At 73.1% G+C, this 23,789-nt stretch carries 19 protein-coding genes, 2 pseudogenes and 1 riboswitch; of the genes and pseudogenes, 12 read left to right on the plus strand and 9 right to left on the minus strand.

The window, feature by feature from the left end; all coding sequences use genetic code 11:
• The first annotated feature begins 70 nt into the window (after positions 1-70).
• Together SCATT_RS17350 and SCATT_RS17355 are read left to right on the plus strand one after the other, a co-directional pair.
• Positions 71-1,699, plus strand: coding sequence for a succinic semialdehyde dehydrogenase (locus tag SCATT_RS17350; protein WP_014144392.1), 1,629 nt, complete (start codon positions 71-73; stop codon positions 1,697-1,699).
• A 44-nt stretch (positions 1,700-1,743) separates the two neighbouring features.
• Complete coding sequence (locus SCATT_RS17355; RefSeq protein WP_014144393.1) at positions 1,744-3,600, plus strand: GMC oxidoreductase; 1,857 nt, start codon at positions 1,744-1,746, stop codon at positions 3,598-3,600.
• Between the two features lie 48 nt (positions 3,601-3,648).
• On the opposite strand, the gene SCATT_RS17360 is transcribed toward SCATT_RS17355, so the two are convergent.
• Positions 3,649-4,224, minus strand: coding sequence for a hypothetical protein (locus tag SCATT_RS17360; RefSeq protein WP_106433131.1), 576 nt, complete (start codon positions 4,222-4,224; stop codon positions 3,649-3,651).
• Between the two features lie 325 nt (positions 4,225-4,549).
• On the opposite strand from SCATT_RS17360, the gene SCATT_RS17365 reads away from it, so the two are divergent.
• On the plus strand, positions 4,550-5,683 hold the full coding sequence (locus SCATT_RS17365; RefSeq protein ID WP_407696650.1) for an IS30 family transposase: 1,134 nt from the start codon (positions 4,550-4,552) through the stop codon (positions 5,681-5,683).
• A gap of 80 nt (positions 5,684-5,763) precedes the next feature.
• Here SCATT_RS17365 and SCATT_RS17370 read toward each other — a convergent pair whose 3' ends face one another.
• Both SCATT_RS17370 and SCATT_RS17375 read right to left on the minus strand, forming a co-directional pair.
• Entirely contained in the window at positions 5,764-6,825 is a 1,062-nt protein-coding gene (locus SCATT_RS17370) for an LAETG motif-containing sortase-dependent surface protein (RefSeq protein ID WP_014144396.1), read from the minus strand.
• A gap of 598 nt (positions 6,826-7,423) precedes the next feature.
• Positions 7,424-7,717, minus strand: coding sequence for a chorismate mutase (locus SCATT_RS17375; protein ID WP_014144397.1), 294 nt, complete (start codon positions 7,715-7,717; stop codon positions 7,424-7,426).
• Positions 7,718-8,041: 324 nt separating this feature from the next.
• On the opposite strand from SCATT_RS17375, the gene guaA reads away from it, so the two are divergent.
• From guaA to SCATT_RS17395, 4 genes are all read left to right on the plus strand, one after another.
• Positions 8,042-9,625, plus strand: coding sequence for a glutamine-hydrolyzing GMP synthase (gene guaA / locus SCATT_RS17380; RefSeq protein WP_014144399.1), 1,584 nt, complete (start codon positions 8,042-8,044; stop codon positions 9,623-9,625).
• Between the two features lie 114 nt (positions 9,626-9,739).
• Positions 9,740-10,336: a Uma2 family endonuclease gene (locus SCATT_RS17385; protein ID WP_014144400.1), complete on the plus strand. Its 597-nt coding sequence runs from the start codon at positions 9,740-9,742 to the stop codon at positions 10,334-10,336.
• A gap of 47 nt (positions 10,337-10,383) precedes the next feature.
• Positions 10,384-11,193 carry a class II aldolase/adducin family protein gene (locus tag SCATT_RS17390; RefSeq protein ID WP_173405643.1) on the plus strand — a complete coding sequence of 270 codons (810 nt, stop codon included), beginning with the start codon at positions 10,384-10,386 and terminating at the stop codon, positions 11,191-11,193.
• Between the two features lie 80 nt (positions 11,194-11,273).
• The gene (locus SCATT_RS17395) at positions 11,274-11,693 is read left to right on the plus strand and encodes a hypothetical protein (RefSeq protein ID WP_014144402.1); all 420 of its coding nucleotides are present in this window, start codon (positions 11,274-11,276) and stop codon (positions 11,691-11,693) included.
• 11 nt (positions 11,694-11,704) lie between these two features.
• On the opposite strand, the gene SCATT_RS17400 is transcribed toward SCATT_RS17395, so the two are convergent.
• The gene (locus SCATT_RS17400; protein ID WP_157894835.1) at positions 11,705-11,929 is read right to left on the minus strand and encodes a hypothetical protein; all 225 of its coding nucleotides are present in this window, start codon (positions 11,927-11,929) and stop codon (positions 11,705-11,707) included.
• Entirely contained in the window at positions 11,913-13,325 is a 1,413-nt protein-coding gene (locus SCATT_RS17405) for a PspC domain-containing protein (protein ID WP_014144404.1), read from the minus strand. Before SCATT_RS17405 ends, SCATT_RS17400 begins: the two co-directional genes overlap by 17 nt.
• Before the next feature lie 166 nt (positions 13,326-13,491).
• Between SCATT_RS17405 and SCATT_RS17410 the strand changes: the two genes are divergently transcribed.
• Together SCATT_RS17410 and SCATT_RS17415 are read left to right on the plus strand one after the other, a co-directional pair.
• Positions 13,492-14,748: an ATP-binding protein gene (locus tag SCATT_RS17410; RefSeq protein WP_014628231.1), complete on the plus strand. Its 1,257-nt coding sequence runs from the start codon at positions 13,492-13,494 to the stop codon at positions 14,746-14,748.
• Complete coding sequence (locus tag SCATT_RS17415) at positions 14,745-15,428, plus strand: LuxR C-terminal-related transcriptional regulator (RefSeq protein WP_014144406.1); 684 nt, start codon at positions 14,745-14,747, stop codon at positions 15,426-15,428. Before SCATT_RS17410 ends, SCATT_RS17415 begins: the two co-directional genes overlap by 4 nt.
• A gap of 12 nt (positions 15,429-15,440) precedes the next feature.
• Here the strand turns inward: SCATT_RS17415 and SCATT_RS40765 are convergent.
• Positions 15,441-15,914, minus strand: a pseudogene (locus SCATT_RS40765) (C40 family peptidase); the annotation flags it as partial.
• Positions 15,915-16,276: 362 nt separating this feature from the next.
• Here SCATT_RS40765 and SCATT_RS17425 point away from each other — a divergent pair.
• Positions 16,277-16,630, plus strand: a complete 354-nt coding sequence (locus SCATT_RS17425; protein WP_014144408.1) for a hypothetical protein — start codon at positions 16,277-16,279, stop codon at positions 16,628-16,630.
• A 78-nt stretch (positions 16,631-16,708) separates the two neighbouring features.
• Here the strand turns inward: SCATT_RS17425 and SCATT_RS17430 are convergent, their stop codons facing one another.
• The gene (locus tag SCATT_RS17430; protein ID WP_014144409.1) at positions 16,709-17,851 is read right to left on the minus strand and encodes a C40 family peptidase; all 1,143 of its coding nucleotides are present in this window, start codon (positions 17,849-17,851) and stop codon (positions 16,709-16,711) included.
• A gap of 7 nt (positions 17,852-17,858) precedes the next feature.
• Positions 17,859-18,015: riboswitch (cyclic di-AMP (ydaO/yuaA leader) on the minus strand.
• Between the two features lie 196 nt (positions 18,016-18,211).
• Here SCATT_RS17430 and pcrA point away from each other — a divergent pair.
• Positions 18,212-20,680, plus strand: a complete 2,469-nt coding sequence (gene pcrA, locus SCATT_RS17435) for a DNA helicase PcrA (RefSeq protein ID WP_014144410.1) — start codon at positions 18,212-18,214, stop codon at positions 20,678-20,680.
• A 10-nt stretch (positions 20,681-20,690) separates the two neighbouring features.
• Here pcrA and SCATT_RS36565 read toward each other — a convergent pair.
• Positions 20,691-21,395, minus strand: a pseudogene (locus SCATT_RS36565) (M23 family metallopeptidase); the annotation flags it as partial.
• A 632-nt stretch (positions 21,396-22,027) separates the two neighbouring features.
• Positions 22,028-22,930, minus strand: coding sequence for a lipase family alpha/beta hydrolase (locus SCATT_RS17445; protein WP_014144412.1), 903 nt, complete (start codon positions 22,928-22,930; stop codon positions 22,028-22,030).
• Between the two features lie 428 nt (positions 22,931-23,358).
• Here SCATT_RS17445 and SCATT_RS17450 point away from each other — a divergent pair, with 428 nt between their 5' ends.
• Positions 23,359-23,772, plus strand: coding sequence for a cobalamin B12-binding domain-containing protein (locus SCATT_RS17450; protein ID WP_014144413.1), 414 nt, complete (start codon positions 23,359-23,361; stop codon positions 23,770-23,772).
• Positions 23,773-23,789 lie beyond the last annotated feature (17 nt).

A 23,789-nucleotide genomic window follows, 5' to 3' on the forward strand; every position in this document is an offset into this window, starting at 1 on the left:
TGTGGACGACCGGTGAAAAGCGGTTACCGCCGGGTATCCAAAAGGGCGTCACCGCCGTAATCTCGCGCCCATGACCCAGCCGCAGCAGACGCCGAAGACTACGCCCGCCGCCGGTGAGGTGCCGGGCAACCCCGTCGCACCGGCCGGCAGCCGGCGGGCCGCCGACGTGGTGACCCCCGCCCTGGTCGCGCGGCTGACCCGCGGGGTGCCCGGCAGCGGCCGTACCGCCAACCACACGCCGTTCACCGGCGAGAAGCTCGCCGACCTGCCGGAGGCCACCGTCGCGGAGGTCGCCGAGGCGTTCGCCGAGGCCCGGGCGGCCCAGCGGGCCTGGGCCGCGCTGCCGGTCCGCCGCCGAGCCGAGGTGCTGCTGCGCTTCCACGACCTGGTGCTGCGCCGCCAGTCCGAGGTGCTCGACCTGATCCAGCTGGAGACCGGCAAGGCCCGGCTGCACGCGCACGAGGAGGTGCAGGCGGTCGCGGTGGCCGCCCGCCACTACGGCCGCAAGGCCCCCGAATACCTGCGCACCAGGCGTCACACCGGCGTCATCCCCACCCTCACCAAGGTCACCGAGGCCCGGGTGGCGCGCGGCGTGGTCGGCCAGATCGCGCCGTGGAACTACCCGTTCGAACTCTCCGTCGGCGACGCGCTGCCCGCCTTCGCGGCCGGCAACGCGGTGGTGATGAAGCCCGACACCGAGACCGCGCTGACCGCGCTGTGGGCCCGCGAACAGCTCATCGAGGCCGGGCTGCCGCCCGCGGTGTGGCAGGTGGTGCTCGGCGAGGGCCCGGTGGTGGGCCCCGCGGTGGTCGAGCACGCCGACTACGTGTCGTTCACCGGCTCCACCCGCACCGGCCGGGACGTCGCCCGGCGGGCCGCCGCCCGCCTGGTGGGGTGCTCCCTCGAACTCGGCGGCAAGAACGCCATGCTGGTGCTGCGCGACGCCGACCTGGACCGGGCCGCCGAGGGCGCGGTACGGGCCTGCTTCGCCTCCGCCGGGCAGCTGTGCATCTCCATCGAGCGGCTCTACGTCCACTCCTCGGTCGCCGAGCCGTTCCTGGAGAAGTTCGCCGCCCGCACCCGGGCGCTGCGCCTGGGGTCATGCCTGGCCTACGGCGCCGACATGGGATCGCTCGTCGGCGAGCGGCAGTTGGAGACCGTCGACCGGCACGTGCGGGAGGCGGTGGACAAGGGCGCCCGGGTGCTGGCCGGCGGCCGTCCCCGCCCCGACGTCGGCCCGCTGTTCTACGAGCCCACCATCCTCGACGGCGTCGAGCCGCCGATGGCCGTGTGCACCGAGGAGACCTTCGGCCCGGTCGTCTCCGTCTACCGGTTCGACGACGAGGAGCAGGCGGTCGAACGCGCCAACGCCACGCCGTACGGCCTCAACTCCAGCGTGTGGACGAAGGACGTCGCCCGGGGCCGCGCCGTCGCCGCCCGGCTGCGCACCGGCACCGTCAACGTCAACGAGGGCTACGCCGCCGCCTACGGCAGCGTCAAGGCGCCGATGGGCGGCATGGGCGATTCCGGGCTCGGCCGCCGGCACGGCGCCGAGGGCATCGTGAAGTACACCGAGGCGCAGACCGTGGCCGTCCAGCGGGTGATGCCGCTCGGCTCGGCGTTCGGCCTGGACGACGAGAAGTACGCGGCCCTGCTCAACCGGGGCCTGCGGCTGATGAAGACGCTGCGGCTGCGCTGACCGGGCCGCGGCGCCCACCCCACCGAGACGGGAGGAACGTTCGCGTGTCCGAGGAACCGCACGGGCAGGGGCCGGCCGCCGCCGGCGAGGACCCGAGCCATCAGGCGCGCCCCGACGACGGCCACGACGGGGACGACCGCTACGACTACGACGTGATCGTCGTCGGCTCCGGGTTCGGCGGGTCGGTCGCCGCGCTGCGGCTGACCGAGAAGGGGTACCGGGTCGGGGTGCTGGAGGCCGGCCGCCGGTTCGCCCGCGGAACGCTGCCGAAGAACTCCTGGCGGGTGCGCGACTACCTGTGGGCGCCCGCCCTCGGGCTCTACGGCATCCAGCGGATCCACCTGCTGGGCAACGTCCTGGTGCTGGCCGGCGCCGGGGTGGGCGGCGGCTCGCTCAACTACGCCAACACCCTCTACGTCCCGCCGGAACCGTTCTTCACCGACCGCCAGTGGGGGGAGATCACCGACTGGCGCGAGGAGTTGGCGCCCTACTACGACCAGGCCAGACGGATGCTGGGGGTGCGGCTCAACCCGACGATGACCCCTTCCGACGTCCATCTGAAGGCGGCGGCCGAGCGGATGGGGGTGGGCGAAACGTTCCATCTGGCGCCGGTCGGGGTCTTCTTCGGCGACGGCGAGGACGCCGACGGCACGGTGACCGCCCGCCCCGGCGAGGAGGTGCCCGACCCCTACTTCGGCGGCGCGGGACCGGCCCGGCGCGCCTGCGTCCAGTGCGGCGAGTGCATGACCGGCTGCCGCCACGGCGCCAAGAACACGCTCACCGAGAACTACCTGTACCTCGCCGAGCGGGCCGGCGCCGTCATCCACCCGATGACCACCGTCGTCGGGGTCACCGAGGACGGCTCCGGCGGCCATCTGGTGGCCACCGTCCCCACCGACCGGCGGCGCGGCACCCGGCCCAGCGTGCTGCGGGCCCGTCAGGTCGTCCTCGCGGCCGGCACCTACGGCACCCAGACGCTGCTGCACGCCATGCGCGACCGGGGCGACCTGCCGCGCCTGTCGCCCCGGCTCGGCGAGCTGACCCGCACCAACTCCGAGGCGCTGGTGGGCGCCCAGACCGACGACCGCCGCTACCGCGCGGCGCACGGCGAGCCCCGGGCCGACTTCACCCGGGGCGTCGCCATCACCTCCTCCATCCACCCCAACGACACCACGCACATCGAGCCGGTCCGCTACGGCAAGGGCTCCAACGCCATGGGCGCGCTCTCCGTGCTCCAGGTCCCGTACGGCGGACGGGCGCCGCGCTGGGCGCAGTTCCTCGCCCACAGCGCCAAACACCCCTGGCTGGCGCTGCGTTCACTGTCCAACCGGCGCTGGTCGGAACGGACCATCATCGGCCTGGTGATGCAGACCGCCGACAACTCGCTGACCACGTACCGCCGGCGCAAGGGCCCCGGCAAGGGACTTCTGACGGCACGTCAGGGACATGGGGCGCCCAACCCCACCCACATACCCGAGGGCGCCGAGGCGGCCCGGGTGCTCGCCGAGGAGATCAACGGCTTCCCCGGCAGCAGCATCGGCGAGATCGCGGACATCCCCATGACCGCCCACTTCCTCGGCGGCTGCCCCATCGGCGCCGACCCCGACCACGGCGTCATCGACCCCTACCACCGGCTCCACGGCCACCCCGGCATCCACGTGGTGGACGGCTCCGCGGTCTCCGCCAACCTCGGCGTCAACCCCTCCCTGACCATCACGGCCCAGGCGGAACGGGCGATGGCGCTGTGGCCCAACAAGGGCGACCACGACCCCCGCCCCGCCCAGGGCACCCCCTACCAGCGCGTCGCCCCGGTGACCCCGCGCCGCCCCGCGGTGCCGAAGGAGGCGTTCGCCGCGCTGGTCCTGCCGGTCCCCAAGGTGCCGGCGCGGCCGGAGGGGTGACGGTGGTGGCCCCGCCGGTACGGGGCGGGGCCACCACCGGCCACCGGCTCAGCGGCCCGCGGTGCGGCCCAGGGTGACGGTGCCGTACGCCTGGCCCACCAGTTGCACCGGCCGGCTGTCCTGGTCGGTGAAGGCCGCGAAGTTCGCCTGCATCTCGCCGGTGCGCGGAGCGGACGAGGCCGCCTCGACGAACCGCAACTGGTAGGTGTGCAGGTCGCCGGTGGTCATCCCGGCCGGGATGGCGGGCAGCTCCCAGGTGTAGGCGCCGTCGGTCGCCGGCACCGTCACCCACGTGCCGTTCTCGTACGCCTGCAGGCTCACCGTGGGCATGGTGAACGGGTCCACCGGCGGGCAGAAGTTGATCCTGGTGCTCAGGGTGCCGGTGAAGTGGCTGTCGCGGTCGGCCGCCACGGTCAGCGAGAACGCCACCGGACGCGTGGGGGTGAGCGGCGCGGTCGCCGAGGAGAGCCCGCCGATGGTGTCGGTGACGGTCCCCTCCTGCGCGGAGACCGGCTTCACCGCGGCGTGCGAGCCGGACGACGCGGCCGGGACGGGCGCCGCGACCGCGGCGGGCACGGCGCAGACCCCGGTGACGACGGCAGCGGCGGCGGCAGCCGCACCCACCAGGCGGATACGGTGACCGGAAGACGAAGACATCATTTCCCCCCACGGGATGATCGGCGCAGAAGGCCCGTTGCCGCGCGACTGGTCCATGATCGCCCCGGAACATGCCTCATCCGGTCCCGGAATCGTCACTTCCGCGCAATAAACGACCGTCTCCATCACGGGCGCGACGGGCGAAGGCCCGCGTCCCCCTCTTCCGTTCTAGTGGTCGTCGCAACACCCCAGTTCAGGGGATGCTGCGATGGACTTCAAGATCCGGGAGATCCGGACGGTGGCTCAGGGGCCCAAGAAGCTGCTGCGTGAGCGGGAGGCATACTCCCAACTCATGCAGCAGGGCCTGAGCAACAAAGAGGCGTGCCGGATCGTCGGTATCAACGAGAAGACCGGCCGGCGATGGCGGAACGGCCGCAGCGCGGACCGCCGGCAGAAGGCGGCGCCACCGATCCACGCGGTGGTGCCGCCTTCTGGTCCGTCCCGGTACCTGCGCGAGGACGACCGGATCTACATCGCCGACCGGCTGCGGGAGAAGGCCACGGTTCGGGCGATCGCGGCCGAGCTGGGCCGCAGCCCGTCGACCGTCAGCCGCGAGATCCGCCGCAACCGGCATCCGGGCAACGGCCAGTACCGACCACACGCAGCCCAGGCCCGTGCCGATGCCCGCCGGCCCCGCCCCAAGCCGGGGAAGATCAGCCAGAACCCCGAACTGCGGCGCTTCATCCAGGATCGCCTGCATCTACGGTGGAGCCCCGAGCAGATCTGCCAGGCTCTGCGGGCACAGTTCCCCCAGCGGCCGGAGATGCACGTGGTCCACGAGACGGTCTACCAGGCCCTCTATGTCCAGGGCCGGGGAGAGCTGCGCCGCGAGCTGGCCCGCGCCCTGCGGACCGGCCGCGCCCGGCGCAAGCCTCGCCGCCAGGCCCAGCAGCGCCAACCGCGGTTCTCCACTCCCATGGTGATGATCAGCGAACGGCCCGCCGAGGCGGAAGACCGGGCCGTGCCCGGCCACTGGGAGGGCGACCTCATCATCGGCAAGGACGGAGCCTCCGCCATCGGCACCCTGGTCGAACGAGCCACCCGCTACGTCATGCTCCTGCACCTGCCCGACGGCCGCAGCGCCGAGCACGTCCGTGACGCCCTGACTGACACCGTCCAGACGCTGCCCGCCCACCTGGTGCGCTCGCTGACCTGGGACCAAGGCGCGGAGATGGCCGCGCACGGCGCGTTCACCATCGCCACCGACATCCCGGTCTACTTCTGCGATCCGGCCAGCCCCTGGCAGCGCGGCTCCAACGAGAACACCAACGGCCTGCTGCGGCAGTACTTCCCCAAGGGCACCGACCTGTCCGTCCACACCCGCGAGCACCTGGACGCCGTCGCTGCCGAACTCAACGGCCGCCCACGCAAAACGCTCGGCTGGGAAACCCCAGCCGAGCGCCTGCATAAACTGCTCGCGGCCTGATCAACACGACCACGTGTTGCGACGACCCCTAGAAACCGCCTTGCGGACGCGGGCCTTCGGGCGCGGGTGTGGCGGGAGGGTCAGGCGGAGGCGCGGCGGGAGCGGCGGCGGACCAGGACGATCGCGGCGGCACCGATCACCACGGCCGCGGCGCCGGCCGCGGCGATCTGCGGCAGCTGGGAGGGCGAACCGGTCTCGGCGAGCGTGCCGGTGGCCGGCAGCTCCTTGACCCCGCCGGTCTGCGGCCGGATCTTCGCCGGCGGCTTGGCGGTCGGGTTCGGCCTGGCCTGCCCCGTTCCGCCGGCCGGCTTGCTGCCCGCGGCGAGCACGGTGAAGTCGTACTCGGCGTACGACTGGTGCACGCAGTTCTTCGCGGTGTCCAGGTAGGCGCCGAAGCCGATCGCCGTGGCGGCCCCGGCCGGCGCCTTGGCGTCGACGGTCACCCGCATCGGGATGTCCACCTTCTTGTGCGCGCCCAGCGAGGTCTGGCTGAACGCGATGCCGGTGGTGTGCGTCTGCTGCTCGACCGAGAGCCAGGAGTGGCTGCCGGCGTCGAAGAACTGCAGGTGCGTGTGGGTGAGCAGCCAGTCCTTCTCGTTCTGGCTGGTGGAGAGGTTGTCCACCACGGTGAACCACTTCACCTCGCCCAGCGGGTTGTCGCTGGGGTTGGCGGCGGTGAGCGTGAAGGCGTGCCAGCCGCTGCCCGCGACGACCTTGCCGGGCAGACCGGTGACGGCGAGCTGGAGCGCGGAGTCCGGGTCCTGCTGGCCGCCGGAGGCGTCGCACGGGGTCGGGGTGGCCGCGGGGGTGGCCGGCGCGGAGGTGGTGGCCTGGCCGCCGGTGGCCGGACGGCCGTTGCCGGGGGCGGTGCCGTCGCCGTGGCCGCTGTGCCCGGCGGGGGCTTCCCCGGCGCCGGTGCCCTTGCCGTCGTCCGTGCCGGTGCCGTTGGGGCCGGTGACGGTGGTGGAGGCGGTGGGGGTCGGGCCGGTGGCGGTGCCGGCGTGCTCGTCGGCGGCGCCGGCGGACGCGGTGGCCGTGGGGGCGGCGGGACCGTCGGCGTAGGCCGCGGCGGCCGTCGACAGGGCGACCGGTGCTATGGCAGCGGTCGTCGCGGCCGCGACCAGGGCACGGCGGAGCTTCATGGTGACCTCTTCAGGGTCGAGACCTGGTCAGGTCTGAGAAGGGGGGGCGGCCGTCGCGGTGGGGGGCGCGCGGTGCGGCGCGCTGATCGTAGAGCCCGCGGCCGATGGCGCGCCGACCGGTGCCCGGCGACGGGGGGCGCAGAACGCGCGAACCGGGCAGTTGCCCAGGCGCCGCCGGTAACTTACGTGAAGAAGATCACAGACCCGGCCGCTCTCACTCGATCGAGGGGCGGACGGCCGCGCGGGCCGTGCCGGGTGGGTAGGGTCGTGCGTACGACGCTCGCAGAGCGGCCGGCCCCGGGCGTCCCCGGGACCGACCGCCTCTTTACTGTCGCGGCCGGACCGCTGTCCCCTGCTGTCCGGCCACTGTCACCGGGGCGAGGTCCCACGACGTGCAACCCAGGCACGCCTCATCGCCCCGGTGTCTCCACCTAGCTGCGCCTAGGTGGTCTCCACGCGTGGATCGATCCCTACTTGCAATCCCGACCGTGCCTGGCTGGAACGGACACCTGGCCCAACGAACACCGCGCGCGACGGGTCACGCGCCGTACGGGTGATGTCGGCCCCGGCGGGCCGACGGCACCCGCCGCGGGGAACCTCACACCCGGCCCCGGCACAGCTCCAGCAGCGTCATCGCCAGCGCGGTGCCGGGCTTGCCGAGCCGTTCGTGGTAGCGGCCGATGATCTCCATCTCGCGGGTGAGGCTGACCCGCCGGCCGCCGGAGGCGATGCGGGCCCGCTGGATCGCCGCCGAGACCGCCATCCGTTCCTCGACCAGCGCGAGGATGCGCTCGTCGAGGTCGTCGATGCGGTCCCGGGCGCCGCCGATCAGCGCGGCGGCCTCCTCGGTACGGGCACCGGTCGCCTCGGTGCCCGGGGTCTGGACGCTCATGGTGGTCTCTCCTCGGGGGGATCCGCCCCGTACGGCCCGAGGAGCGGCGGCCGGACGAAAACGACCAGCGCCCCGGACCGAGCCGGTCCGGGGCGCTGGGGGTGAGGTCTGAAGGTGTTCAGACAGCACGACCATGGCAGCCGGACCAGCCGGTGCCATAGGTAAAGGAGAAGCGCGTGCCGTTGAACATGCGCCCATTATGCCCGACCCGGGCGGGCGCGGCCAGCGTTCCGGCCGGTCCCGGCGGCCGAGCCGGCCGGTTCGTTTCGTACCAACGGTAGAATTGGCCTCCGATCCCTTGTAGCAACAGCCGGAAGGCCGTCCGTGGCAGCAGCGACCCCCGCCCCTCCCGACACTGTTCTGGTCGTCGACTTCGGTGCGCAGTACGCCCAGCTCATCGCCCGCCGCGTCCGTGAGGCCCGGGTGTACAGCGAGATCGTGCCCAGCACCATGCCGGTCGCCGAGATCCTCGCCAAGAAGCCGAAGGCGATCATCCTCTCCGGCGGCCCCTCGTCGGTGTACGAGGAGGGCGCCCCGAAGCTCGACCGCGCGCTGTTCGAGGCGGGCGTCCCCGTCTTCGGCATGTGCTACGGCTTCCAGCTGATGGCCCAGTCGCTCGGCGGCACCGTGGACAACAACGGCGCCCGTGAGTACGGCGGCACCCCGCTGCACGTCTCGCGCCCCGGCTCGACGCTCTTCCAGGGCACGCCCGAGGAGCAGTCGGTGTGGATGTCGCACGGTGACGCCTGCTCGGCCGCGCCCGAGGGCTTCACGGTGACGGCCTCCACCGACGCCGTCCCGGTCGCCGCCTTCGAGTGCGACGAGCGGCGGCTGTACGGGGTGCAGTACCACCCCGAGGTCATGCACTCCACCCACGGCCAGCAGGTGCTGGAGCACTTCCTGTACCGCGGGGCGGGTCTGGAGCCGACCTGGACCACGCACAACGTGGTCGAGGAGCAGGTCGCCGCCATCCGGGAGCAGGTCGGGGACAAGCGGGTCATCTGCGGGCTGTCCGGCGGCGTGGACTCCGCGGTCGCCGCGGCCCTGGTGCAGAAGGCCGTGGGCGACCAGCTGACCTGCGTCTTCGTCGACCACGGGCTGCTGCGCAAGGGCGAGGGCGAGCAGGTCGAGAAGGACTTCGTGGCCGCCACCGGCGTCCAGCTGAAGGTCGTCGACGCGCAGGAGCGGTTCCTGGCCGCGCTCGCCGGGAAGACCGACCCGGAGGAGAAGCGGAAGATCATCGGCCGGGAGTTCATCCGGGTCTTCGAGCAGGCCGCCGCCGAGGTGGTCGCCGAGGCCGGTGCGCACGGGGAGTCCGTGGAGTTCCTGGTCCAGGGCACGCTCTACCCGGACGTGGTGGAGTCCGGCGGCGGCACCGGCACCGCCAACATCAAGTCGCACCACAACGTCGGCGGCCTGCCGGAGGACCTCCAGTTCCGGCTGGTCGAGCCGCTGCGCAAGCTCTTCAAGGACGAGGTGCGCAAGGTCGGCGAGGAGCTGGGGCTGCCCGCCGAGATCGTCTGGCGCCAGCCGTTCCCCGGCCCGGGCCTGGGCATCCGGATCATCGGCGAGGTCACCCGCGACCGGCTCGACCTGCTGCGGGACGCCGACGCCATCGCCCGCGAGGAGCTGACCGCGGCCGGTCTCGACCGCGAGATCTGGCAGTGCCCGGTGGTCCTGCTCGCCGACGTCCGCTCGGTCGGCGTCCAGGGCGACGGCCGTACCTACGGCCACCCGGTCGTGCTGCGCCCGGTCTCCTCCGAGGACGCGATGACCGCCGACTGGTCCCGCCTCCCCTACGACGTCCTGGCCCGCATCTCCACCCGCATCACCAACGAGGTCCGCGACGTCAACCGCGTCGTCCTCGACGTCACCAGCAAGCCCCCGGGCACCATCGAGTGGGAGTAGCCCTCTCGAACATGTCAACGGCCGCGCCGCCACCCGCACTTTCGGGTGGCGGCGCGGCCGTTTCCGCCGGGTACGCTCTTCATACGGTGCAGGATCCCGTCCATGGGAGGAACCATGACTGCCGAGTCGCTGCCCGCCACCGCCTCGCCGTGGCCCGAGCCTCCGCGTGACGGCTACACCGTGGACGATCTGTTCACCCTGCCCGACCTCCCGCCGCACACCGAGTTGATCGACGGGCGTTTGGTCTTCGTGAGTCCGCAGCGGCGTTTCCACACCTTGACGATGTTGTTGCTGGACAACGGTCTACGCCGGACGATTCCCGAAGACTTCCGGGTACGGCGGGAGATGGCGGTCGTGTTGAGCAAGCGCACTGTGCTGGAGCCCGATCTGGTCGTGGTACGGGCGGAGGCGGACGCCGATCTCGACCAGACCCGATATGAGGCCAACGACGTACTCATCGCCGTCGAGGTCGTCTCCCCAGACTCCGAGGCTCGTGACCGGGACACCAAGCCGCACAAATACGCGCAAGCCGGAATCCCGCACTTCTGGCGGGTCGAGAAGACCGGCGACAAGAAGCACCCGGCCGTCTACGTCTACGAACTCGACCCGACGACCAGGACCTACGTCGTCACCGGCATCCACCGCGACCACCTCAAGCTCGACGTCCCCTTCACCGTCGACATCGACCTCACCGAGATCGACCGGCTGTAGCCGTCCTCGCTCTGGCCATCTCCGGTACCTGGGGGTAACTTCCGCGCATGACGGAAGCAGGGACGCCGAGGAGGCCGCCGGGGGCGATACCCGTGGAGCGGCTGGAGTTCGAGATGCCGCCGCGGTTCGGGGGGGACGTGGTGGCCGAGCGGCGGTACCGGAAGGAGCGGCTGGCGGCGGCGTTGCGGTTGTTCGGGCGGTTCGGGTTCGAGGAGGGGGTGGCCGGGCACGTCACGGCGCGGGATCCGGAGTTCACGGACCATTTCTGGGTCAACCCGTTCGGGATGTCGTTCCGGCACGTGACGGTGGGCGACCTGATCCTGGTCAACGAGGACGGGCAGGTCGTGGAGGGGCGCTACCACGTCAACCAGGCGGCGTTCGCCATCCATTCACAGGTGCACCGGGCGCGGCCGGACGTGGTGGCGGCGGCGCACAGTCACTCCACGTACGGGCGGGCGCTGGCGGCGTTGGGGGAGCTGCTGGAGCCGATCACCCAGGACGTGTGCGCGTTCTACGAGGACCACGCGCTCTTCGACGACTACACCGGGGTCGTGGTCGACACCGAGGAGGGGCGCCGGATCGCCGAGGCGCTCGGGCCGCACAAGGCCGTCATCCTGCGCAACCACGGTCTGCTCACCGTCGGTGACTCGGTGGACGCCGCCGCCTGGTGGTTCATCACCATGGAACGCTCCTGCCAGGTGCAGCTCGCGGCCAAGGCGGCCGGCAAGCCGGTGGCGATCTCCCACGAGAACGCGGTACGCACCCGCGACCAGCTCGGCAACGACCTCGTCGCCTGGATCAACTACCAGCCGCTCCATCAGCAGACCGTGCGCGCCGAGCCCGATCTGCTGCGCTGACGCGGGGTGGCGCACGGGAGTTACCATGCCCGCACCGAGTGATTCGCGCCTTTCGCGCGGAATCGGGCAGGTGTTGGCAGATGATCACGCTGAGCACGCAGTCCCTCGCCGCCGACTACTTCATCGTCGGACCGCTGCTGATGGGCATCGGCTTCATCGGCGCCATGGCGTTCGTGGGGATCTTCTACGGGGTGATGCACCGCGGCCGGCCGCGGTGGGCGCCGCGCGGTCCGGCGGCGGCACCGCAGCCGCGGTCCGGGAGCTGGCGCACCGCGGAGGAGTACCGCACCCGGCGGGTCGCCGAGGACCACGGCCCCGGCCACGACGGCATGGCACCCGTGGGGTACGAGGCGTCCCGCCCCGAGCCGCCGCCGGAGGTGCCGCGCGACGGCCGGCGCCGCATGCCCTACGAGCTGCGGGACACCTACCCCGGCCGGTGCGCCGAGGCGGTGCCCCCGCAGGCCGGACCGCTCCCGGGCAGCTCCGAGGCCGGCCGCTGACGCCCGGGGGCTCAGCCGTCGTCGCGGGCCCGGTGCTCGCGCACCGCCCCGGTCACCGCCCCGGTGACGGCGGCCAGCGCCATGCCGCCGAGCACCACGGGCACCAGCAAGGTCACCCGGGGGTGCCACGCGCCGGCGACGTCGAGGGCGAAGCCGGCGGCCACGGCCAGGAAGACCAGGCCGGCCACGAGCGTGCCGGTCCGCAAGGGACGACGGGACTCACGACGACTGGTCACGGACGACCTCCACCTCTCCCGTGCCCACGTGCAGCGTGAGCTGGACCGTACCCGACGACGCGGTGCCCGCCGCCGGACCGAGCAGGGCGGAACGTTCCACCCAGGGGCCGCCCGACACCCGCTGGTCGCCGGGGAGGCGGACGTCACCGAGGCCGACCTTGGCGGAGACCTCGACGGTGGCGTCCTTCGGCACCAGGACCCGCAGGCGTCCGGCGCCCACGTCGGCGCCGGCGTCGAGCGTCCGGCCGCCGAGGCGCACCCCGGTCAGGTCCAGTTCGGCCTGTCCGGTGCCGAGTTGGTAGTGCGGCTGGACCTGGGTCGCGTCCGCCGGGCGCCAGACCACGTCGTGCCAGTCGGTGCCGACCGACTTGGGCAGGACCGCGGCCCCGGCCAGCAGGGCGCAGGTGATCAGCGCCCAGGTGATGGTGCCGCCCCCCGAGCGGCCGAGGAAGGCGCCGGCCACCAGGCCGAGCCCGAAGACCGCGAGGGCGGCGACCAGTCCGGCCTCCAGCGTGGTGCCGAGCGGATGGTGCGGCCAGGTGAGCGTCATCACCAGCGCCGCCACCGCCACGGCCAGGGAGAACGTGGCCAGCCCCAGCCCGGTGCCCGGCCGGCGTTCCCGGGGCGCGGGACGCGGGGGCGGCGTCCAGACGGGCGGCTGCGCGGCGGTGGTGCCCGGCGGGGTCTCCTTCTCCAGGTTCACCGGCGGGGTGGCCGAGGCGTCCTCCGGTCCCCACAGGTAGCCGGTGGTGCCGCGGGGCTCGCGCCACCAGGAGGGGCCGGCCGTGGTGGGCGGCGGCTGGGGGGCCGGGGGCGCGACGGGGGAGGCGGCCGAGGCCGCGGTCTCGCCGCCCTCCGGCCCGGTGGGCGCCGCCGCGCGCCGCCGCCGCGACCAGTACACGGCCGCCGCGGTCACCGCCAGCAGGCAGAGCGAGAACGACTGGGTGTCGCCGTTGTCCAGGGTGGACAGGAAGAAGCCGGTGCCGGCCAGGGTGAGCAGCAGCGCGGTGAGCACGGCGCCGTCGATCCGCCCGGTGAGCAGCCGGTGCAGCTCGGTCTCGTCCTCGCCCTCCAGCGGGATCAGCAGCCAGCCGATGCCGTAGACGATCAGCCCGATGCCGCCGGTGAGGGCGAGGATCGACAGGACGACGCGGAAGATCACCGGGTCCATGCCGAAGTAGCGGCCGGCGCCGCCGCACACCCCGCCCAGGACCTTCTGGCGGGTGCTGCGCCGCAGGGTCGGGGCCGGCGGCGCGGCCTGCTCGGCCGGGCCCCCGGCGCGCCGCGGGCCGGTGCCGGGCGGGGGCGTCGCCCGGTCGCCGCCCGGGTGGCCGCCCAAGTCACCGGGCCCGTCGCCGGGCCGGCCGGCGTGCGGGGTGTGGTCGTCGTGCGTCATGGCTCCATGGTGACCGCCCGGCCACCCCGGCCGGTATCGGTGACGACCCTGGTCGAACCCTGATTACGCGGGCCGCCGGAGGGTGGCGAGGCCGGGGACCGGCCCCGGGGGTTCTCAGGGGCGTACCCTGATGCCTGCCCGCCCGCTGTCGTGTGACGATCGGATCATGTCAGCCAGTACCGCGCCCGCCGGGTCCGTCCACGGCGAGTTGGACGACGCCCCGCCACGGCTCTACCGGAGTTCGGAAGGGCGCATGATCGGCGGGGTGGCCCGCGGTCTCGCCGGACACCTCGGACTGCCGGTCGCCTGGGTACGGCTGGCCTTCGTGCTGCTGGCCACCATCGGCGGTCTCGGGGTGCCGTTGTACGCGGCGTTCTGGTTCGTCGTTCCGCTGGGGGTCGGCGGGGTCGCCGAGACGCGGCCGGGCGCGCTGCGCGCCACGCCGTCCGGGCGGCGGGTGGACCGGGGCCACGTGCTGGCGCTGCTGGTGATGGCGGCCGGGTTCTTCGTCCTGCTGCGCAACCTGCGGATGGGCGACGCCGCGTACGTGTGGCCGACGCTGCTGAGCGCGGCCGGGGTCACCCTGGTGTGGCGGCAGGCCGACAACGCCCGGCGGGCCCGCTGGGTGGAGATGAGCCGCAGCAAGCGGTGGCTGCCGGTGGCGCGCGGCGCGGCCGGGGTGATCCTGATGGCCGCCGGGTTCACCAGCTTCCTGGTGGTCCGCGGCTCGATCGGCAACCTCGGCACCGTCCTGCAGGCGTCCCTCGCCGTGATCGTCGGCATCGCCCTGCTCACCGGCCCCTACGTGGTGCGGATGACCCAGGACCTCTCCGCCGAGCGCCGCGAGCGGATACGGGCCCAGGAACGCGCCGAGGTCGCCGCCCACGTGCACGACTCCGTGCTGCACACCCTCACCCTGATCCAGCGCCGCGCCGACGACCCGCGCGAGGTGGCCCGGCTGGCCCGGGCCCAGGAACGCGAACTGCGCGCCTGGCTCTACCGCCCCGAGGGCACCGGCCGCGAGGACGAGCCGGCCACCCTGGCCGAGGCTGTCCGCCGGGCCGCCGCCGGGGTGGAGGACCAGCACGGGGTCCCGGTGGAGGTGGTCTGCGTCGGCGACTGCCCGCTCGACGGGACGCTGGGCGCCCTGATCCAGGCGGCGCGTGAGGCGATGGTGAACGCGGCCAAGTACGGTGGCGACGAACCCGTCCAGGTGTACGCCGAGGCCGAGGAGGAGAAGGTCTTCGTCTCGGTGCGGGACCGCGGTCCCGGCTTCGACCTCGACCAGGTTCCGGACGACCGGATGGGCGTACGCGAGTCGATCATCGGCCGGATGAAGCGCAACGGCGGCGAGGCGCGGCTGCGCGCCGCGCCGGGCGGGGGGACCGAAGTGGAACTGGAGATGGGAAGGTCGGCGGGATGAGCGACGAGGCGCAGACCCCGAGGCGGGTACGGGTGGTGCTGGTGGACGACCACCGGATGTTCCGTACCGGTGTCCAGGCCGAGATCGGCGACACCGGGGCCACCGGGGTGGAGGTCGTGGGGGAGGCCGCCGACGTCGACCAGGCGGTGGCGGTGGTCACCGGCACCCGGCCGGACGTGGTCCTGCTCGACGTGCACCTGCCGGGCGGCGGCGGGGTGGAGGTGCTGCGGCGCTGCGCCACGCTGAGCGCGGACCCGGAGCGGCCGGTGCGGTTCCTGGCGCTGTCGGTCTCGGACGCGGCCGAGGACGTGATCGGGGTGATCCGCGGCGGCGCCCGCGGCTACGTCACCAAGACGATCACCGGCCCCGACCTGGTCGACTCGATCTTCCGGGTGGCCGACGGGGACGCCGTCTTCTCGCCGCGGCTGGCCGGGTTCGTGCTCGACGCCTTCGCCTCCACCGACGCGCCGCCGGTCGACGAGGACCTCGACCGGCTCACCCAGCGTGAGCGGGAGGTGCTGCGGCTGATCGCCCGGGGCTACGCCTACAAGGAGATCGCCAAGCAGCTGTTCATCTCGGTGAAGACGGTGGAGTCCCATGTCTCCGCGGTGCTGCGGAAGTTGCAGCTGTCCAACCGGCACGAGCTGACCCGCTGGGCGGCGGCGCGTCGGCTGGTCTGAGCCGGGCGCCGGTCAGGCCGGGCGCACCGCGCCGCTGAGCGGGTGCTCGTCCACCGGGGCCAGCCGCACGTGGGAGCCGGGGTGCGGGGCGTGGATCATCCGGCCGTGGCCCACGTAGAGGCCGACGTGGCGCACGCCGTGGAAGAAGACCAGGTCGCCGGGGCGGAGCCGGTCGCGGGTCACCGGGGTTCCGGCGGAGATCTGGGTGTAGGTGGTGCGCGGAAGGGCGACCCCGGCGGCCCGCCAGGCGGCCTGGGTCAGCCCGGAGCAGTCGTAGCCGTCCGGTCCGGTGCCGCCCCACCGGTAGGCCTTGCCGAGCTGCGCGTAGGCGTAGGCGACGGCCTGGGCGGCGGCGGTGGTGGCGGCCGTGTCGGGGGCGGTGACCGCCTCCGGGGCGCGGTGGTGCGGGGCGGGCACCGCGTGGCCGTCGGCGGCGGCCGCGGTGGCGGTGGCCGCGCCGGCCATGGCGAGGGTGGCGGCGGTACGGGCCACCAGACGGCTTCCGGCGCCGTTGAGCAGCCACTGCTTGGGTTTTCGGTGCGAGGGCACGGCGATGACGCTCCGTTTCCAGCCGGGTTCTGGTGGGTGATGGGGCTGGTGAGGGACGGTAGACGCCGGGGTAACGGGTAGGGAGGTGAACGACCGGGAGTGGCGGTAAGGGATCGTCCCCGTATCGCCCGGTGACCGTGGGTGAACGGATGCCGGGCGGACGGATGCCGAGCGGGACCGGACGGAGCGTTCCGGTCCGGGGCGGCGGTCACCGGTGGTAAGGACGGCCCCGCGCCGTCCGTTTCCCGGGGCCGTACCCGCGTCAAGATCCCGGACGGGGGCCGCATACGCTCGCCGTCATGGACGTACTCATTCACCTCTTCGTCGGCCTGCACATCATCGGCATCGCCGCGCTGCTCGGCGGCTTCCTGACCCAGATGAAGGCGTTGGGCCGCGGGGAAGCCCGGATCGTCCCGGCGATGCTGCACGGCGCGCTGACCATGCTGGTCACCGGCATCGTGCTGATGGGGCTCAACGAGGCCCAGCACTACCACCTGAACTACGTGAAGTTCGGGGTGAAGATCGCCGTCCTGGTGGTGATCCTGGGCCTGGTCTACGTCAAGCGGGACGAGGAGCGGGTGCCCAAGGGCGTCGTCGGCGCGGTCGGCGGGCTGACCATGGCCAACATCTTCATCGCGGTGCTGTGGACGTGATCCGCCGCGAGGGGTGAACGAAACGAGGGGCGCGGGCCGGACGGTCCGCGCCCCTTGTCGTGTCCGCGCGCCCGCGGACTACGCCGGGCGCACCGCGCCGTAGATCGGCATCTCGGTGACCGGGGCTATCTTCACCACGGTGCCGGTGTGCGGGGCGTGGATCATCTGGCCGCCGCCGATGTACAGGCCGACGTGGCTGATGTCGCCGTAGAAGAAGACCAGGTCACCGGGTTGCAGCTCGGAGGTGGAGACCCGGGTGCCGGCCTTGACCTGGTCCCAGGTGGTGCGCGGCAGGGAGACCCCGGCGGCCTGCCAGGCGGCCTGGGTCAGCCCGGAGCAGTCGAAGGAGTTGGGCCCGGTGGCGCCCCACACGTAGGGCTTGCCGAGCTGCTCCCGGGCGAAGGCGATCGCCTTGGCGGCCCGGGTGGAGGCCGAGCCGTCGCGCCAGCCGCCGGCCGGGGTGCCGGAGGTCCCCGAGGCGTCCGAGGACGAGCCGGACTGGTCGTGCTGCTGCTGGGCGGCGAGGCGGGCGGCGGCGCGCTCCGCCTCGGCCTCCTTCTGCTTCTCCAGCGCCGCGAGCCGCGCCTTCTCCTGCGCCGTGAGGCTGTTGAGCAGGTTCTGCGCCTCGGTGAGCTTCTGCTGCACCGCCCGCTTCTGGTCGGCCAGTTCGCGCTGGGCGTCGCTGAGCGACTGGAGGCTCTTGGCGGCCTCGGCGCGCTTGCGGGCCGCGGTGACCTGCTGGGTCTCGAACCGGGCGACGACCTGCCGCCGCTTGGCCGTCTCCCGGGACATCAGGTGCGTCTGGTCGAAGTACTGCTGCGGGTCGTCGGCGAGGAAGAACTGCGCGGTCTGGCCGAGGCCGCCGGTGCGGTACTGGGCGGCGGCGAACTGGCCGAGCGCCCGCCGTGACTCGTTGATCTGCTGCGCGCCGCGGGCCATCTGGTCGAGGAGCTGGTCGGCCTTGCGGCGCTGGGCTGCGGTGGACTCCGCGGCCTGGTTGTACCGCTGGGTGGCGACCTCGGCCTGGTGGTTGAGCGAGTCGACCTGGCGCTGCACGTCCTCGATGGAGGGCTGCGGCGGCTTGGCGGGGGCGGCCGTCGCCGTCTCGCTCAGCAGGGTCATGGTGGCCAGGGCGGCCGAGGTGATCCCGATCGCGGCCCGCGGCCCGGCGCCGGCGAGCGTTCGGGACAGGGGCGTACGGGGCTTGCGGTGCGACGCCAACGCGGGCGCTCCTTCCGTGGACCGCCTACCGGGTTAGCTGTCGGGTTCGGGCTTCGGAAGGCCGCCCTACGGCCCTCGCGCACGGTTACGCGCCGGCCGATTCACCCCAAGTCCTGCGTGTGGTTCCCCGGTTCCGGCCACGCCGGACTCAGCGGAGGCGTACCGTCTCGACGCCTTCGCCGAGTTGGGGACGGCCGCCTGATCGAGCACGCTAGCGAACGCGTGTGGCTGATGTGAAGGCCGGGACGTGATTTCTCCGAAACCGTTCTGTGATCTTTGGCACCCGGCCCACCGCCGCCTCCGGCCGGACCCACGGAGCGGGCCCGCGCTGTCGGTGCCGCCGCATAGACTCGTACGACGATGAGCAGCCTCTTCGACGACAGCTTCCTGGCCGACCTCGGACCCGCCGGCGAGGAGCCCCCGCCACCGCCGGACCCGGAGCACGAGCACGCGCCGGAAGAGCTGCCGGACGACCTGTTCGGCGGCAGGTACGACGCGCCCCTGCCCCGGGACGCCCACTACCGCGACGGGGCGCCGCGCCCGGTGGTCGACCCGGCCACGCTGCTGGAGGGCCTCAACGAGCAGCAGCGCGCCGCCGTCGTCCACTCCGGCTCCCCGCTGCTCATCGTCGCCGGGGCCGGCTCGGGCAAGACCCGGGTGCTCACCCACCGCATCGCCCACCTGCTGGCCGCCCGCCATGTCCACCCGGGCCAGATCCTGGCGATCACCTTCACCAACAAGGCCGCCGGGGAGATGAAGGAGCGCGTCGAGCAGCTCGTCGGCCCCCGGTCGGCCGCGATGTGGGTCTCCACGTTCCACAGCGCGTGCGTGCGCATCCTGCGCCGCGAGGGCAGGAAGCTCGGCTTCACCTCCAGCTTCTCGATCTACGACGCCGCCGACTCGCGGCGGCTGATGGCGCTGGTCTGCCGCGATCTCGACCTGGACCCCAAGCAGTTCCCGCCCAAGTCGTTCAGCGCCCAGGTCTCCAACCTCAAGAACGAGCTGATCGACGAGGAGACCTTCGCCGCCCGCGCGGAGAACCCGTTCGAGAAGAAGCTGGCCGAGGCGTACGCGCTCTACCAGGCGCGGCTGCGCGAGGCCAACGCCCTCGACTTCGACGACATCATCATGACCACCGTCCACCTGCTCCAGGCGTTCCCGGACGTCGCCGAGCACTACCGCCGCCGCTTCCGGCACGTGCTGGTGGACGAGTACCAGGACACCAACCACGCGCAGTACACGCTCGTACGCGAACTGGTGGGCCCCGCCTCCGGCACCGCCACCGGCGAGGGCCCCCGCGAGGGCGACGGCCCGGCCGAACTGTGCGTGGTGGGCGACGCCGACCAGTCGATCTACGCCTTCCGCGGCGCCACCATCCGCAACATCCTCCAGTTCGAGGAGGACTACCCGACGGCGACGACGATCCTGCTGGAGCAGAACTACCGCTCCTCGCAGACGATCCTGTCCGCCGCCAACGCGGTGATCGAGCGCAACACCGGCCGCCGCCCGAAGAACCTGTGGACCGAGGCCGGCGACGGCCCGCGGATCACCGGCTACGTCGCCGACACCGAACACGACGAGGCGCAGTTCGTCGCCGAGGAGATCGACCGGCTCACCGACGCCGGCGACGCCCGCCCCGGCGACGTGGCGGTCTTCTACCGCACCAACGCCCAGTCCCGGGTCTTCGAGGAGATCTTCATCCGCGTCGGCCTGCCCTACAAGGTCGTCGGCGGGGTGCGCTTCTACGAGCGCAAGGAGGTCCGCGACATCCTGGCCTACCTGCGGGTGCTGGCCAACCCGGAGGACGCGGTCTCGCTGCGCCGGATTCTGAACGTGCCCAAGCGCGGCATCGGCGACCGCGCCGAGGCGATGATCGAGGCGCTCGGGCTGCGCGAGAAGATCACCTTCCCGCAGGCGCTGCGCCGGGTGGACGACGCCTACGGCATGGCGGCCCGCTCCGCCAACGCCGTCCGCCGGTTCAACGAGCTGATGGACGAGTTGCGTACCGTCGCCGAGTCCGGCACCGGCCCGGCCACCGTCCTCGAAGCCGTCCTGGAGCGCACCGGCTACCTCGCCGAACTCCAGGCGTCCAGCGACCCGCAGGACGAGACCCGGGTGGAGAACCTCCAGGAACTCGCGGCGGTGGCCCTGGAGTTCGAGCAGGAGCAGCCCGAGGGGGGCCTCGCGGACTTCCTGGAGCAGGTCGCGCTGGTGGCCGACTCCGACCAGATCCCGGACGAGGACGAGGGCGAGGGCAACGGCGTGATCACGCTGATGACCCTGCACACCGCCAAGGGCCTGGAGTTCCCGGTGGTCTTCCTGACCGGCATGGAGGACGGCGTCTTCCCGCACATGCGCGCGCTCGGCCAGACCAAGGAGCTGGAGGAGGAGCGCCGCCTCGCCTACGTGGGCATCACCCGGGCCCGCGAGCGGCTGTACGTGACGCGGTCGGCGATGCGCAGCGCCTGGGGCCAGCCCTCGTACAACCCGCCGTCGCGCTTCCTGGAGGAGATCCCGGAGAAGCTGCTCCACTGGAAGCGCACCGGCGGCTCGACGCCCTCGGCCCTGGTCTCCAGCGCCTCCTCGGTGCTCGGCTCCGGCCGGGGCGGCGGCGCCAAGGCGGGCCCCTCCGGCTTCGCCACCCGCCGGGCCAAGGAGCGGCCGGTGGTCGCGCTCTCGGTGGGCGACCGGGTCACCCACGACACCTTCGGCCTGGGCACCGTGGTCTCCGTCAAGGGCAGCGGTGACAACGCCGAGGCGACGGTGGACTTCGGCGAGGAGAAGCCGAAGCGGCTGCTGCTGCGGTACGCGCCGGTGGAGAAGCTGTAGCGGCGCCGCCTCAGCGCGGGTCGATGCCGTGCTCCAGCAGCCAGGGCAGCGGGTCCACCGGGGCGCCGCCGCCCGGCCGCACCTCGAAGTGCAGATGCGGGCCCGTGGTGTTGCCGGTGTTGCCGGAGTAGGCGATGACCGTCCCGGCCTGCACCCGTCCGCCCCGGATGCGGGTGCCCGACAGGTGGCAGTACCAGGTCTCGGTGCCGTCGGGCGCCGTCACCATGGCCATGTTGCCGTAGGCCGGGTTCCACTGGGTGCGCACGGTGCCGTCGGTGACGGCCATGACGGGGGTGCCCTCGGAGACCGGGAAGTCGATCCCGGTGTGCACCGACATCCAGTGCTCGCCGGACTGGCCGAAGTAGGCGCTCAGCCCGCGCTGGGTGACCGGCAGCGCGAACTTGGGGCGCAGCGCCTCCTTGCGCCTGGCTTCCTCCTCCTTGCGCTTGGCCTCGGCGGCCTGCCGCTGCTTGAGGTCGAGCCGCTGCTGGGCCCGTCCGGCGCGGGCCGCGAAGTCGTCGGCGTTCCGGGTCAGCCCGGAGAGCTGCTGGTCGAACCGGGTCTGGACGACGGGGACGGGCGCGTCGGGCGCGGCCTGGGCCGCCGGCGCGGCGTCCTGTTCGGCGGCCACGCTGGTCACGGCCGCCGCCGCCACGCCCATGACGGCGACCGACGGCACGGCGATGGTGAGCATCGCGGAGCGCTTCACCGCCGCCGTGGACCGCGCCGCCCGCCCCGGCCGCCCGCCCCGGCGACGCCGGCCGGCCCGCGGGGCACCGGGGACGGCGGACCCGGTGGCGGGGGGCTGCGCGGTGTGGAGGTCTTCGGTGCGCAAGCCGTCGGTGCGGAAGTCGTCGGTGCGGTAGTCGTCGCCGAGGGATTCCGCGGCGAGGGTCTCCTCGGTGACCTCCTCCGGGAGGAAGGCCGTCCGCGCGTGGCCGCCGTAGGGGTGGTCCGCGAAGAGGTGGTCCGGCACGGTGTACGCGTGCGTCCCGCCGTACGGTTCGCAGCCGCCGTCGGGCGCGGGGTATGCGGTGTGCTCCTCGTACCCGCCGTATACATGGTGGCCGAAGGTGTCGGCCCAGGGGTCGTAGGGCGTGCCGTAGGCGGTGGCGAGGCCGTGGTACGTGTTCGTCGCGTACCCGTCGTACCCGTACCCGTACCCGTAGCCGTAGGTGCTGTGGTCGGCGCTCGCTCCGGTGAGCCCCGACGGGTGACGATCGTCCACCGCCCAACGTCTCTTTCGCCTCGGCAGCACGGGAATTGCCCGGGACTCTATCCCCCGTTACCGGACGGCGACAATCTCGGCGTGTTTTCGGGCAGGCGCGCGAGGGAAGCGCGGTCGAATCAGGCGGCGTCGGCGGTCCCGGCGGCCTCCTCGGCGTGCTGCAACGCCTCCCGCACCCCGGCCGCGATCCGGCGGCTGAACAGCAGCGACAGGTGTCCGACGGCGTGCACGGGGACGTCGCCGGCGGTCAGGTCCGGGTGGTCGAGCCGGGCGGTCTCGGCGGGGACCATGATCCGGTCGAGATCACTCCAGAAGGCGATGAAGCGGGTGGCGCAACCGGGCGCGGGTTCGGCGAGTTCGGCCAGGAGTTCGGAGCCGGGGCGCATCTGCCGCACGATGGGGTGGGTGTCGGCGAACGGCGCGACGCGGGTGCCGTTGTGCGGGGTGCCGAGGGTGACCAGGGTGCGGACCCGGGCGTCCCCGCCGAGCCGTTGCACGTAGTACCGCGCTATCAGCCCGCCGAGACTGTGCCCCACGATGTCGATCCGGGCGTGCCCGGACTGCTCGCACAGCGACTCCACCTGCCGGCCGAGCACGGCCGCGGCCTGCCGTATGTCGGGGGTCAGCGGCGAGTAGTTGACCGCGTGCACCCGCTGCCAGCCGTGCCGGCGCAGGCTGCGGCGGAGCGGCAGGAAGATCGAACGGTTGTCGACGAAGCCGTGCAGGAGGAGGACGGGCGGCCGGGCGTCGGCGGCGGCCCGCGGCACGGCGGCGCGGCGGGCGGGCCGGCGGGCGGTGAACGGTACGGTCGCGGCGGCCTCGACGGCCGTGGACGCGGCGGACCCGGGCGCGAGGGGTAACGGCTCCTGGCGCAGCCCGGTGGGGTAGAGCAGCACATGCCCGGCGATGACCGCGAGTTCGAGCCCGAGCGCGCGCAGTACGGCGCCGTACCGGGGCAGGGCGTCGGCGAGCACCCCGGACAGCGGTGCGGTGACGGATCCGGTGGCGGTCGACGCGCCCATGACTACCTCCCCGTCGCGGCTCACGGGTGGACAGCGCGGCCAGTATGCCCCGGTGGGCGGCCGTGCGAGTGCTGACGTGTGCGGGGCCGGCGTCGTCCGGCGTCGTCCGGTGCCGTCCCGGGCGGCCACGGGGCGGCCGGGCCGCCGTGCACGACGCCGTGCGTCCCACGGCACGGCGGCAGGGCGGCGAGGCGGCCCGGCCGGGGCTTTTCCGGGATCACGTACGGCCCGCGCGCCCCGGGTACGACCACGCGCCGCTCGGCGGAGCGGTGGAGGTACGCGGTGGTGGGCCGAACGTCTTACGAACGTGTCCCACGTGTGATTTCCCCCTCCCTGACTCCCGTGAAACTGCCGTCTGCGCGATGCTGGCGATAACGTTCGTTCACGCTTACGCCCGACAGCAGCGATGGCACGGCATGGAGGCAGTGATGGGTGTGTCCGGTCCGATCCGCGTGGTGGTGGCCAAGCCGGGTCTCGACGGCCACGATCGCGGGGCCAAGGTCATCGCGCGGGCGCTGCGCGACGCGGGCATGGAGGTCATCTACACCGGCCTCCACCAGACCCCCGAGCAGATCGTGGACACCGCGATCCAGGAGGACGCCGACGCGATCGGCATGTCCATCCTGTCCGGCGCCCACATGACGCTCTTCGCCAAGGTCCTGGAACTCCTCACCGAGCGCGACGCCCGCGACATCCAGGTCTTCGGCGGCGGCATCATCCCCGAGGCCGACATCCCGCCGCTGAAGGAACTCGGCGTCGCCGCGATCTTCACCCCCGGCACCACCACCGGCGACGTGGTCGACTGGGTCCGCGCCAACGTCCGCCAGCCCGCCGAAGCGTGACCCCACCGGGCCGCACC

This window comes from Streptantibioticus cattleyicolor NRRL 8057 = DSM 46488 (genome assembly GCF_000240165.1).
Classification (GTDB): Bacteria; Actinomycetota; Actinomycetes; order Streptomycetales; family Streptomycetaceae; genus Streptantibioticus; species Streptantibioticus cattleyicolor.